This window comes from Phaeobacter sp. B1627 (genome assembly GCF_006265095.1).
Taxonomy (GTDB): domain Bacteria; phylum Pseudomonadota; class Alphaproteobacteria; order Rhodobacterales; family Rhodobacteraceae; genus Epibacterium.
Genome location: NZ_VCNK01000008.1, coordinates 1 through 12863 on the forward strand (window position 1 = coordinate 1; position 12863 = coordinate 12863).

Here is a 12863-nt window from a genome sequence, read left to right on the forward strand (position 1 = left end):
TTCCCTGACACAGGGGGGGCCGTTTTTTTTGCGTAGGCGTGGTCGTAGAATTTACGTGGCCATTTTAAGTTTCTGCGCGGATGTCCTACCGCCGTTGCCCAAGCTGAGGCGCTCTTTGTTGGAGGACCAGAGGCACTCGGTAGAAAAATGCCGCACCTCAGCGATGCTTTCGAAGATATGGAGATCGAGCCATTCGTGCCGGTTCATCCGGTTGTATCGTTCAACACAGGCAGACTGCTGCGGTTCCCGCGGCTGGATATGAGACATGGGAATGTCCCTGCTCTCTGCCCATTCCATGACCGTGCCACTGATGCATCCCGGGCCAAAACACCTTCGGAATGACATTGATTTAGAGGCTATGGTTGCCTGCACTGCCCCCGAAATAGCGCAGCAGGTTATCATAGCTGGGCCTCAGGTCCCTCTGCACAAGCCACGCTGCCAGAGAGAGCCGTTATGACCAAGGCCAGTATTGCACAGACCAAAGCCGCAGGTCTTCTTTGTCGCTGTCAGCGATCTATGTCGGACCTCCTGAGCTCGGGTGGCCGCGCGTGATGCTCAGGTCGGTCGACGCGTCGACGGCGACGGGAAGGGCGTAGTTGTTTCCCCACGCAGCCTCGATGAGGGTCATCTTGTCCGGCTTCATATCTAACCCGGCACGCCTGGGCCGGGCATTCTCTGTCTCACTCAACCCCCGTGTCTTGTTCTGCCAGCAGGTCCACACATCCTGATGGGACAGCGGATAGTGCAGAGACCGACGTTCGGCGCAAGGTATCATCCCGCGTGGAAACGATGGTGTTTGAACGGGGGCCTCGCGGCATGCTCTACCTCAGACGTCTGAAAATTGGCCAAATGGCCCGATCAATGCAACAGTCGCCATAAAGTTGCCAAGTCGGTTGAATCCTGCGGCGGGAGCGCTTTATGAGGGGTGACCCCGGAGCAGGCGCTCCGCTTGCCGCAGGAGGCTTCGACATGACCCAAGAGCGACCGAAAGCAAAGAAAATTTGCATCATCGGCCTTGGCTATGTTGGCCTGCCTCTGGCCGTGGAATTCGCAAAATACCGTCCGGTGATCGGTTTTGATATCAATGCGGATCGGATTGCGGAGCTGTCCCAGGGTGTAGATCGCACCAAAGAGCTGGACCGCCAGGATCTGAAGCAGGCAAAACAGCTGCGCCTGACATCCGATATTGCAGAGATCGCCGAGGCGACCACATATATCGTCACGGTCCCGACACCCATTGACAATACCCGCCGCCCTGACCTGCGGCCCCTGTTGTCAGCCAGCCGAGCGGTGGGTCAGGTTCTGAAGCCGGGCGATACGGTCATCTACGAATCCACCGTCTTTCCCGGCGCCACCGAGGAAGAATGCGTGCCCCTGCTTGAGGACACCTCCGGTCTGGTCCTGAATAGGGATTTCGGTGTTGGCTACAGCCCGGAACGGATCAATCCCGGCGACAAGACGCGGCGCCTGCCTGATATCGTGAAAATCACCTCCGGTTCCACGCCGGAAACAGCCGCCAAGGTTGATGCTCTCTATGCGGAAATCGTGACAGCAGGAACCTACAAAGCAGAGAGCATTCGCGTTGCAGAGGCCGCCAAGGTTATCGAAAACAGCCAACGCGACATCAATATTGCGCTCATCAACGAGCTCGCGATGATTTTCAACCGGATGGGAATTGACACCGAAGCCGTATTGAGGGCCGCTGGCACCAAATGGAATTTTCTCAAGTTCCGCCCGGGCCTTGTGGGGGGGCACTGCATCGGTGTGGACCCCTATTACCTGACGCACAAAGCGCAACAGCTTGGGTATCACCCAGAAATATTGTTGTCCGGCAGACGGTTAAATGACGGAATGGGTGCCTATGTGGCACAACAGATGATCAAGGCAATGCTAAAGCGACGATTGCATGTGGTTGACGCCAGGGTTCTCGTCATGGGGCTTACCTTCAAGGAAAACTGTCCCGACCTGCGAAACACCAGAGTTGTTGACGTGATCGAGGGTCTGCGTGATTTCGGCGTGGCTGTGGACATATATGACCCCTGTGCCGATCCTGCAGAAGCGCAAACCGAATATGGCCTTGAGCTGACGTCAAAACCAGGACTGGGTGTTTATGATGGCATTATTGTTGCCGTGGCCCATGATGAGTTCACGGCAATGGGAGCCGAAGGGATCAGGGCCTTCGGAAAAGACGACACGCTGCTCTACGATCTGAAATATGTCCTATCCGCCGACCAAGCAGATCTCAGACTTTGACCGCGGGAATGCGAGGCAAGACATGACAATTTGTGTCATTCACACGGGGGGCACCATCGGCATGGTCTCCACCGACACAGGGTTTGCGCCAAAGAGCGGCGTGGTGGAATCCGAGCTGGCGCGACTGCGGCAGCTGGGTGAGATTTCCGGCGACTACCGGGTGATCGTTGCTGATCCATTGATCGACAGCGCAAATGCTTCACCAGCCGATTGGAACTGGATCATCACGCAAATCATCGAAGCCAGTGAGGACTGCGAAGGGTTTGTTTTGACGCATGGCACCGACACCTTGGCGTTTACAGCTGCTGCACTGACATTCAGCCTGCGGGGGCTGCAAAAACCGGTCCTCCTGACCGGTGCGATGCGACCTCTGACCGAAAACGGGAGCGACGGCAGCCGGAACCTGTCGGATGCATTTGCGGCGGTTCGTACTGCACCGCCCGGTGTCTGGGTTCAGTTCGCTGGAAAACGCCTGCACGGGGCGCGGGTGCGAAAATCACACTCGGTTGCGTTCGACGCGTTTGCAGCATCACCCTCGGATGTTGGCCCTCTGCGCAAAGCGGAACATCTCAGCGGCCAACTCTACGATGAGAATGCCTGCGTTTTGATCGCCACAGTCGCGCCGGGTATGAAAGCAGATCTGGTCTCGCTCGCCGCCGAACGCGCAGACGGAATAGTTCTCAGGTGCTATGGGTCCGGAACCGTCCCGGAACGCCCGGATCTTCGAGCGGCGCTGAAGCGGGCGCGCGAGAATGAAATACCCGTGCTTGCCGTCAGCCAATGCGCAGAGGGAGGGATTTCCCTGGGTACATATTCCGCCGGTGCTCTCCTGGCGGAGTTCGGTGTGATTGACGGTCAGGATATGACGGTCGAGGCCGCCTACACCAAACTACTGCATACGCTGACCGTCGCAAGAGACCTGAAAGAGCAACGTCGCCTTCTTGAACAGTGCCTATGTGGCGAATGGGGAACCTGAGGCACGAAACGACCGGTTTCCTGCGCATACTATTGTGGCGCCTCAAGCTCGCAGGGCATGTTCTGGCTGTCTCTCCTGTTTGACACTGCCATCGTCCGATACGGTGACGAACTGGCCTGTGTTCAGTTTTGGTGCACCCGATGAGCCGACCACCATTAATATGTTCTTTTCTCGGGCAATGATGGCCATGTGGCTCAACCATCCGCCGACTGAACTGACGACAGCCCCAGCCTGTTGCACTTGTGGTAACCATGCGGGATTTACCATGTGGCAAACAAGAATATCACCCGGTGAGAACCCGTCAAAGGCAGCATCACCATAGGCCGTCTCATCGGAGACGCGAAACACCTGCCCTGTAGCCTGGCCGGAGCCGGCGACACATGTGCCCGTGAGTGAGCCCTTCAGTGACCCTGCGACCCGGGAATGCGATGCGCCGGTGGACAGCTGCTCACATTCCCGCAGGCTCAACTGGGGCTGCATCGGAGCATTCGCGCGACACAGAGCATCATGATCCCGGCGGGAACGCGCAAGGTTGCGAAGCCCGTCAATATCAGTCTGCTTCGCCTGCAACACCTCGTCGATCGTGAGGTGAAAAACGAGATCATCCAAGTGGGTCTTGGCACCAAACGCCTGCAAAGCACGCCGGAGTTCCGCCAGAACGCGCATGGATTCATGCTTGGCGCGCTCTTTCAAATCCTGACAGGCAATGGCCAGCTCAATCTTGTCCCGCAGGCCCTGAGGCGTTCCCTCTGGAATCTCCGGAATTTCAGAGGAATTCAACGGGTTTAATTCGGTTTCAAGCAGGGAAAACAACAGGCTAGGCGCTTCGGCGTAGCGTGGGGTCGAAAGCTCATAGTCAAACATTGACCGGTGCCCCATCAGCTCCAGCGCGTGACTGCGGGCATCTTCCTCGCTTCCCTGACACCGGGCCAGCAAACTCGACGGAGAGTATTCCAGCTTTGTCTTCATCAGGCAATTTCGAAGAGCAGGGTCTCCTTGGGAGGCTCGGGTGGCCTCTGTCATTGCCAGAGCGGTCAGCACGTTTATTTTTTCGGCCTCAACGTAGATGTCCGAAACGAAGCAGGTTCGCATCCTGCCGATCACGTCCAGCAGCCTGGGCAGCGGCAAAACCTCAAATCGGGTGGCCCGCCAATCGTCGACACTGCCGTACAGCTTGGGAAGGATGTCGTGCTCAAAACGCTGCAGTGTTGGCCTGATCTGTTTCTGAAGCCGCACGGACCTGTTCCCGCTCAGATCGACCGTCAACTGTCTTTTCAGCTTGGTGTTTACATATGTCTTTCCAAACAGTCGGACCAGATGAGCATTGGGCAGTTCCGGCAAGGTATAGGGCAGACGCAAGGCCCGGCAGGCGAGATCAAGGCTGCCGCCGGGGGCCCAAATCTGCGACATGAGCGAAAAGGACAAGGGAGTTGCGCGCGGAAGAACCTCGCTCATCTCATCTTGTTCGAGAAGGATTTCCTCTGGATCGACGTCACCCGCCACGCTTTGGAAAAAGCGGCGCCATTCCAGTGATCTGGCCTGGTTTTCAGCGCTGCCCACGGACATAGTGGTGATGTCTCTGGATTGGAGGATATGGAATTGGCCGTCGGCCCAGGCCCATTCTACATCCTGCGGGCATCCAAACAGGCCTTCGATCTGTGCGCCCAATGTCAGAAGCGCATCAACATCGAAGGGCAACGGCGCTGCATCCGTCGCCGGATCATGAGTAAAGCGCCCGAATCTGGTCGTACCGGGTGTCTTGCGGCCCGAAACCAGCTCCTCACCATTGCCCTCTACCCACTCCAACAGCATCATTCCCGGTGCCTGCGGATCCTGTGTGAACAAGACGCCGGCATAGGTCGCATCTATCATGCGTTGAACCAGAATATTGCCGTGGCCGTCTTTGTCCCCCCCGTAGCTGCTGACCCGGGAAGATTTGAACGAGGCCAACACCGCCTCTATGGCAGATTGAAATGTCTCGGTCTTCACGTCCAGAACGGACTCGAAAACGCCGGCAAAGCTCTGTTCTGCGCCGTCCTCCTGACTCGCCGATGACCGCACGGCACAGGGCTCCGGCCCGACTTGCCGCCAGACACTCATGGCCAAACGCGACCGTTGAGCATGGTTTGCCTGTTCAAAATCACCAAGGAAGCGCTGCGTCAGAACAACGCCGCCCGGCACCGGAACCCCGGCCTTGGCAAGTTGCGACAACCTCAGGGCCTTATTTCCTGCAGACCCAAGCGACGCGGTGTTGCCCAGGTCAAACACGCCTTTTGGAAGGCGGAACATATCTGAAATCCGTGGCAGCACCCCCGTCAGTTTTCCGGAAACGTAGAAATGCTGTGCCAGCAGGCCCGCCAGGCTCAACCAGAGATAGAAATTCCCAGCTGCCGACAGGCCGACCGTCAGCCCAAAAAGCGCCGGCAGGCCGAAACCCAGCCATAGAATTGCACTCCGCCAGGATTTGGCGAAGGCGCTCACAAGGTATGCTCCGCCCAACGCGCAGGTCAGACTCGGCGCAATGAAAGCGGGATCGGGTGCGCCAAGGTCCGGGATCCAAAGGATGGCGTCGTCGATGCCCTGAGACGCAATTTCCGCTGCGCTCAGACCGACCATCATCAACGGCAGGAACAGCAATGCGGTCAAGTTGCGCAAGGGGGTTAACCCATGGGAGGCATAAAAGGCCCGCATCGCACGAGACTTTCGAATTGGATCACTCGCAAGCATCACCTTGAGGCGGCGCAACTCTTCTTTATGGACGCGGAGCGCAATCTGATCCCGTTCGGATTTTAACGTGATGGGCAACACGATCAACCGTGACACCAGCGCCATGACCAGTAGGCTGATCAGCAAATGGGACCGCTCGTGCCCCCAGAGCAACAGATCGCCAAGCCTGTGAACTGCCTTGTCCCATAGCGTGGTGTTTTGGTCGGCCAGCCACGCCGTGACATGCGGTTTTGGTGGCGGCGGCACGAAATATTCCCAGGGTACGGTATAGCGTCCTTCGAACGGGATCCCGGCGCGTGTGAGTTCCAGGCCCAGCACCTGGCTCATGAAACAACTGCGGCGGTCATAGCATGCGGCCAGTGTCGGAACCCGGCGCAGGCCCGCTATGTGGCTCGCCAACTCCGGACTGGTCATCGCTCGTATCGGGATGTTGACAGCGCCAGGCAGATGGCCAGCGGCGAAATCTCCGGGATATCTTGTATCGACGATCTGCAGCGCACCTGCGTTCCGAAAATCGATAAATTCGGCAGTGCTGATCAGTTTGTTTTTATTCTCAAACTCAGGAATCGCACGCAGATCGGACAAAGATTGGACCCGGCTGTCAGAGAAGGGTCGGGTTTCAACGATCCATTTTTCAATGCCACCGGCGATAAACCGGCAGTCAACTCCCAGCTTGGCGAGTTCGGCGCAGGTTTCCGAGCTTCGGTTGCCATTGTGACAGAACAGGACGACCTGCTCCCCGGGCTGCACCGGAGGGGACTGGCGAAAATCCGGAAACCTGATGTGCCCAGCGCCGGGCAGCGTTCCCATTTCATGCTCACCCGTTTCACGAATATCAAAGAACCTGACTGTCCCGGAGGCCAGCAATTCAGCCGCATCTTCAGTCGTTATCGCGAGGGGGTGCGTTCCCTGAGCAGCGTAGCTGGTTTCCTTGAGTTCCGGATCTCTGGCGAGGGTCCCGTCGAACTGCGCCGGACGGGTCAAAGTCGCCTGCAGCCGGAGCAGCTCCTGTTTTTTATGGGTCTGCCACTGCCAGTAGTTGGCCGCACCGAGCCCGACAGCGAGGACGATCAAACCCGTGATGAGCCGAACTGGATATCGACGGCGGGTGTTTTGTCCGGAAAACCAACCAAGTCGGCCGAACACAGCGGCGCCCACTCCCGACAGGAGGGTCAGACCCAGCGCGATGATCTGAGACAGAGACGACACCGACCCGAGGACAAGCTCCGGCGACGGAATAGCCCGGGCAGGGGGTGTCGCGATGAGGAGGAAGGTCAGGGATACGATTAAACAAAAACAAATTTTAACAGACCAGATGATACAAGTCGTCAGATTTCGTGTAATCACTGGGTGTCCTTCTGAAGGAGAGCGTATCCTGCGTTGGCTTCGACGGCTGCGTGATGTGACAAGGAAACGTGCTAAACCTTTCCAGATAGTTAATTTTTACAGAGTACTGAAGATTAACTCATAGTTTTCAACATGTTTTCGGCATATCTTTGACACAAGATCGGGAGAAAGCAGGCTCCTGATGCCGTGTCGATGTCCCTGCCACGCCAAATTGAGGAGAGTTTGATGCCAGTGGCACAAGCATTTGTCACCGAGTTGATGCGCACGATAAGCCGGCGTAGCAATGCGCTGATAACTTTTGCAATTTTCATGGCAGTGGCCATCGTTTCAGGGCTGTCCGGCGGGGCAGCGCGTGCAGAAATCACGCTGGTCTTCGGCACATATGCCGCCGACAAACCCTCCGCGATAGTGCGGCAGTTTCGTCCTTTTCTGACTTTTCTCGAGAACAGAATGGAGCTTCTGCTCGAAGAGGAGGTCACGATCGGCCTGCGGATTTCCAAAGACTACGAAGAAAGCATCGAGGATCTGGCGCTTGGCCGCGTCGATTTTGCCCGGTTTGGACCCGCATCCTATGTCCACGCGATGGAACGAAATCCGCAGATCTCTATCATTGCGATGGAATCCAAACAGGGTGAAAAGCGCTTCAAGGGGATCATCGCCGTTCACAAAGACAGCGATATTGAGCAGATTGAAGATCTGGCAGGCTTGACCTTCGCATTCGGCGACGAACTGTCGACCATAGGGCGATATCTATCGCAGACCTACCTTCTGGATGCCGGAATTTCTGCGTCAGACCTTCACGATTTTGAATATCTTGGTCGACACGATCTGGTAGGAGAAGCGATCGGGGCAGGCAAATTCAGCGCCGGGGCGTTGAAGGAAAGCACCTTCAAACAGCTTGTGGCAAAGGGTGTTCCAATCAAAGCGCTGGTCTCCTTTGACAATGTCACCAAGCCCTGGCTGGCACGTGCTGACTTGAACGAAAGAGTTCTAGAGGTCATGAAAGAAATCATGCTGTCCTCCAGGAATGAAGAAATGGTAAAACGAGTGGCGAAGAACGGATTTCTCGCAGGCGAGGACAGAGACTACGATTTCGTGCGACAGGCAATGACGCGGAGCCGTGACTTTTGAAGGACGTCCTTCATAGACTGCTGCGACGCACGGGTATTCTACCTCAGATCATCGTGTCTATGGCCTTCGCCGCGCTGCTCGTTGTAGTCGCGGTGGGCGGTGTTGCGCGCCGCTACGAAGTGCAGCGTGTGAGCGATCAGCTGAGCGAGCAGGCCAATCTGACCGTCTCCTTGCTGAGTGGCCTCCTGCTCGAAGCGATCATTGTCGAGGATGTCCCCGTTCTGGAGACCGGGTTGGTCGAGGCAATTACGCGATATTCCAAAATTCTGTCGATCCATATCGAAAACGGCGAAGGCACGATCATTGCGGAGGCCTCCAATCCTCTGGCCGCAGAGGCGCAGGACTACGTGATGTATCGGCGGCCGGTGCAGTTCGAAGGCTTTGTCTTTGGGACAATGGTCGTTCAGTGGTCTACCGAAGAGGGCCAGGCCATGGTGATGGATATGGTGCGCCAGACCATGATCTGGACCATTCTGGCAGTCGTGGCCATGTCGCTCCTGATGCTCTACCTGGTGTTTCGTCTGGCGCTCAGCCCCCTACAGGTGGTTCATGAGCGCATGTCCAGCGCTGTCGCAGGGTCCAATACTGCGGATTTCAAATTGCCCTGGTATGCAAGTCGCGAATTTCAGGCGCTCGATGTCTCTGTCGAAATACTGGAGGACAGCCTGGCACAACGCGACGAGCGAGAGCAAGCCCTTGTCGCGGCAAGAGAGCAGGCCGAAATCGCGAGCCGGGCCAAGTCGGAATTCCTGGCCAATATGAGCCATGAGATCCGGACTCCGATGAACGGGGTCATCGGCATGGCAGAAATCCTGCGCGAAACCGAACTGACGCCTGACCAGGAAATGTACGCCGAAACGATCGTCAAATCAGGCACTGCGCTGCTTACAATCATCAACGATATCTTGAATTTTTCGAAAATTGAGGCCGGCAAGCTGGAGCTCCACAAGGCTACCTTCAACTTGCGGACAATCGTGGAGGATGTGGTAACTTTGCTGGCTCCGAAAGCGGCCGAAAAATGGGTGCAGCTGACCCTGCGTTTCGACCCGGATTTGCCGGAGTTTTATGAGGGTGATGCAGGGCGCATTCGCCAGATCATAACCAATATCGTCGGGAATGCCGTGAAGTTCACCGCTCAGGGCTCGGTCCATATAAATGTGACCGCCATGCCGGAGGATGCGAACGGCACCGGCATCAGGATCTCAGTGGCTGATACGGGAATTGGCATTGCGACCGACAAGTTGGACCGAATATTTCATGCGTTCGAGCAGGTCGACGGCGCCGCGACCCGGAGTTTTGAAGGCACTGGATTGGGGTTGGCAATTTCCACCCGCCTCCTGCAACTGATGAACGGTCGTGTGCATGTGACATCGAGGGAGGGAAAAGGGTCCGTCTTTACGATCGACCTGTCGCTGCCAAAGAGCGATCGGGCGCCGATAACGTTCATGCCAGACCAACCCGTTGCAGGGTTGCACGCCCTTATTGTGGACGATCTGGAGCTCAACCGAACAATTCTCGGCGAACGTCTGAAATCCTGGGGTTTGCGCGTAACCGAAGCCGACTCTGCAGTTGAAGCAATGCTCCGGTTGGACGAGATGAACGACGCCGGTGACCTTTGCGATCTGGTATTTCTGGACTTCAACATGCCGGATTGCGACGGCTATGAACTGGCGACCCGCATTCGGGCGGTGCCCAATCTGGCAAAACTTCCCATCGTGATTGTATCCTCAGTCGACCCCGCGCTTTCCAGATCCATGCTGGACGAGGTTGGGAATTGTCACCAGGTGCTGAAGCCCGTGCGCGCCGATCAATTGCGCGCTGTGGTCGGTCAGGCACTCGGCAGGCGACATCAGCCCGATCAGAGGATCGCCGACACGAACCAACCGCTGCCCGAGGGCGCGACCGTCAAAATCCTCGTGGCCGAGGACAATCGCACAAATCAGGTTGTCGTTACCCGGATGTTGGAAAATGAAAATGTGGAGATCACTATTGCAGCCAATGGCGAAGAGGCTGTCGAAATGTATCGCAATAGAAAACCTGATCTCGTGCTCATGGATATGATGATGCCGGTCAAGGACGGTTTGGAGGCCACCGAGGAAATCCGCCGGGTGGAGACCGCAGCCTCCGCACCTCGGGTGCCGATCATCGCCTTGACGGCGAACGCGCTGGAAAGCCACAGGACCGCATGCCGCGAGGTCGGAATGGATGACTTTCTCAGCAAACCTATTCGTAAACAGGCGCTGTTGGAAACAGTGCGGGCGTGGACGTCAGAGCGCGATACGTCCAGCGATATCACTCTTCGGGAAGCCGGCACCTGACCCGCCGGGCCGTCAACGCCCCCTCGAATTGAGCATCGCGGTCAGGCTTGCGCCGATAAACATCGCAGTACCGGTTGCCACAATGGTGGGGCCGGTAGGCGTATCGAGCCGGAAGGATGCAAACAGCCCACCAATGACGGACAGTGATCCGACGAGCGACGCCATCACCGCCATCCGCTCCGGACTGCTGGAGAATGTCCGGGCCGTCGCGGCGGGAATCAGCAGCATCGCCGTGATCAAAAGCACCCCTACGACCTTGATTGCAACGGCAACAACAATCGCAAGCGCGAGGGTCATGATCATCTGTTCCCGCTGAGGGGAGATCCCTGATGCGCGGGCGAGTTCAGGATTGAGGGTTGCAGTCAAAAGCGAAGACCAGCGCCACCACAACAAAATGAGGATCAGGAGAGCGCCCGACCAAACGATGGCCACATCGGCAAGCGACACCGCCAGGATATCCCCGAACAGATAGGCCATCAGATCGACACGCACGCCCTTGAGAAAGGAAACGGCCACAAGCCCCAGCGCGAGTGCGCTATGTGCCAGGACCCCCAACAGGGTGTCCATGGCATATCCACGCCCGCTCAGGGCTGAAATGGTTCCAGCCATTAGGAGCGCCATGACCAATACGCCCCCAAGAATTGAGGTCTGAAAGGTCAGTGCAAGGGCAACACCAAGGATCGCGGCATGTGCGGTTGCATCACCAAAATACGCCATCCGACGCCACACGACAAAACACCCCAACGGTGCCGCCGCGATGGCGACGCCGATGCCGGCCAGGCTGGCCAAAACTATGAAATCGTCGAAAAAGCTCATCAGGGGTGATTTCCATGTTCGTCGCAGGCAGGATCACACTCATGGCTGTGGTCATGTTCGTGCCGGTATAGGGCCAATGTTCCATGGGTTCCGCTGCCGAAAAGGGCCTTATACTCCGGCGCAGTGGCAACCTGGGCGGGTGCACCCTCGCAGCAGACATGGCCATTGAGGCAAACCACCCGATCGGACGCCGCCATCACAACATGCAATTCATGGCTGACCATGAGAACGGCACAGCCGAACTGAGCCCGAACATTTTCGATCTTTTGGTAGAATGCGGCTGATCCGGCTTGGTCTAGTCCCTGCGTAGCCTCATCGAGAATAAGCAGATCCGGCTTCGTCAACAGGGCCCGCGCAAGGAGCACCCGCTGAAACTGGCCTCCTGACAAACCTGCCATTGGGCGGTGCCCTAGGCCAGGTATCCCGACATCGGCCAAGGCGGCCTCCGCCACGTCATCCCTGATCCGTTTCGGAAGACTGAGAAAACGGCGTACCGTCAACGGCAACGTGGGATCAATATGAAGCTTCTGCGGCACGTAGCCAATCCGCAAACCCGGCGCTTTTTCCAAAGAGCCGCTACTGAGGGGCAAGGCACCGATAAGAGTGCGCAGCAAAGTTGACTTTCCCGAACCATTGGGCCCGAGAATCGTAACAATTTCCCCCCTGTCGATGTGAAAGGTCACGCTCTCGAGTGCAGGTGTCCCACTATGTCGAATGGTGGCATTCTGAAGAGTAATCAGCCTCATTCCGGTAGATCCTGGCACTTGGGACACAGACCTTCTGCTTCGACGACCGTGCGCTCGATCAGGAAACCAGCCGCGCGGGCGACCGCGCCCAACTGTCCCTGCATAGGTTCGCGTTGTGCTTCTGCGACGCTTGTACACTCCCTGCAAATCATGAACACCGGAGTGTGAGGGCTGCCAGGATGCGTGCAGGCAATAAAGGCATTCAACCGCTCAATCTTGTGCACGAACCCATGCTTCACGAGGAAATCAAGCGCACGATAGGCAACCGGAGGCTGCGATCCGAGACCTTCCCGACGAAGATAGTCGAGGATTTCATATGCCCCCAATGCGCGATGTTGCTGAAGAAGGATTTCCAAAACCCTGCGACGAACGGCTGTGAATTTTAGCCCGTTCTGAGCACAGTAGCTGTCGACGGCCGTCAATCCACTGGTGATACAGCGTGTATGGTCGTGCGAAGCAAAGCCGATGCTATCCATGAAGGCTCCTGGGATGTTCGTCAGTTTCGGATTGATATGTTACAACATGACGTTTATCAAGCACTCAGATAGT

Annotated in this window: 9 protein-coding genes; 4 read left to right on the forward strand and 5 right to left on the reverse strand. The window is 56.9% G+C overall.

Annotation, left to right across the window (positions count from 1 at the left end; translation table 11 throughout):
* Positions 1–51: 51 nt before the first annotated feature.
* Positions 52–402: an integrase core domain-containing protein gene (locus FGE21_RS20585; RefSeq protein ID WP_139662356.1), complete on the reverse strand. Its 351-nt coding sequence runs from the start codon at positions 400–402 to the stop codon at positions 52–54.
* 567 nt (positions 403–969) lie between these two features.
* On the opposite strand from FGE21_RS20585, the gene tviB reads away from it, so the two are divergent.
* Together tviB and FGE21_RS05820 are read left to right on the forward strand one after the other, a co-directional pair.
* Entirely contained in the window at positions 970–2253 is a 1284-nt protein-coding gene (tviB, locus tag FGE21_RS05815; protein WP_139662357.1) for a Vi polysaccharide biosynthesis UDP-N-acetylglucosamine C-6 dehydrogenase TviB, read from the forward strand.
* A 22-nt stretch (positions 2254–2275) separates the two neighbouring features.
* Positions 2276–3229: an asparaginase gene (locus FGE21_RS05820; protein WP_139662358.1), complete on the forward strand. Its 954-nt coding sequence runs from the start codon at positions 2276–2278 to the stop codon at positions 3227–3229.
* Positions 3230–3271: 42 nt separating this feature from the next.
* Here FGE21_RS05820 and FGE21_RS05825 read toward each other — a convergent pair whose 3' ends face one another.
* Positions 3272–7165 carry a PEP/pyruvate-binding domain-containing protein gene (locus tag FGE21_RS05825; protein WP_370285482.1) on the reverse strand — a complete coding sequence of 1298 codons (3894 nt, stop codon included), beginning with the start codon at positions 7163–7165 and terminating at the stop codon, positions 3272–3274.
* Positions 7166–7612: 447 nt separating this feature from the next.
* Here FGE21_RS05825 and FGE21_RS05830 point away from each other — a divergent pair, with 447 nt between their 5' ends.
* A complete protein-coding gene (locus FGE21_RS05830; RefSeq protein ID WP_139662377.1) occupies positions 7613–8434 on the forward strand; it encodes a PhnD/SsuA/transferrin family substrate-binding protein in 822 nt (273 codons plus the stop codon).
* Positions 8435–8493: 59 nt separating this feature from the next.
* Positions 8494–10752, forward strand: coding sequence for a response regulator (locus tag FGE21_RS05835; RefSeq protein WP_139662378.1), 2259 nt, complete (start codon positions 8494–8496; stop codon positions 10750–10752).
* A 12-nt stretch (positions 10753–10764) separates the two neighbouring features.
* On the opposite strand, the gene FGE21_RS05840 is transcribed toward FGE21_RS05835, so the two are convergent.
* Genes FGE21_RS05840 through FGE21_RS05850 form a run of 3 tightly spaced genes read right to left on the reverse strand, consistent with a single transcriptional unit; the run spans position 10765 to position 12790 of the window.
* Entirely contained in the window at positions 10765–11568 is an 804-nt protein-coding gene (locus FGE21_RS05840) for an iron chelate uptake ABC transporter family permease subunit (protein ID WP_139662359.1), read from the reverse strand.
* Positions 11568–12314 carry a metal ABC transporter ATP-binding protein gene (locus tag FGE21_RS05845; RefSeq protein ID WP_139662360.1) on the reverse strand — a complete coding sequence of 249 codons (747 nt, stop codon included), beginning with the start codon at positions 12312–12314 and terminating at the stop codon, positions 11568–11570. Before FGE21_RS05845 ends, FGE21_RS05840 begins: the two co-directional genes overlap by 1 nt.
* The gene (locus FGE21_RS05850; RefSeq protein ID WP_139662361.1) at positions 12311–12790 is read right to left on the reverse strand and encodes a transcriptional repressor; all 480 of its coding nucleotides are present in this window, start codon (positions 12788–12790) and stop codon (positions 12311–12313) included. Before FGE21_RS05850 ends, FGE21_RS05845 begins: the two co-directional genes overlap by 4 nt.
* Positions 12791–12863 lie beyond the last annotated feature (73 nt).

Coding starts and splice junctions, on each gene's coding strand:
- FGE21_RS05830 (WP_139662377.1), top strand. CDS start 7,613: ATGGCAGTGGCCATCGTTTCAGGGCTGTCCGGCGGGGCAGCGCGTGCA.
- FGE21_RS05845 (WP_139662360.1), bottom strand. CDS start 12,314: ATGAGGCTGATTACTCTTCAGAATGCCACCATTCGACATAGTGGGACA.
- FGE21_RS05835 (WP_139662378.1), top strand. CDS start 8,494: ATGGCCTTCGCCGCGCTGCTCGTTGTAGTCGCGGTGGGCGGTGTTGCG.
- FGE21_RS05840 (WP_139662359.1), bottom strand. CDS start 11,568: ATGAGCTTTTTCGACGATTTCATAGTTTTGGCCAGCCTGGCCGGCATC.
- FGE21_RS20585 (WP_139662356.1), bottom strand. CDS start 402: ATGATAACCTGCTGCGCTATTTCGGGGGCAGTGCAGGCAACCATAGCC.
- FGE21_RS05820 (WP_139662358.1), top strand. CDS start 2,276: ATGACAATTTGTGTCATTCACACGGGGGGCACCATCGGCATGGTCTCC.
- FGE21_RS05850 (WP_139662361.1), bottom strand. CDS start 12,790: ATGGATAGCATCGGCTTTGCTTCGCACGACCATACACGCTGTATCACC.
- tviB (WP_139662357.1), top strand. CDS start 970: ATGACCCAAGAGCGACCGAAAGCAAAGAAAATTTGCATCATCGGCCTT.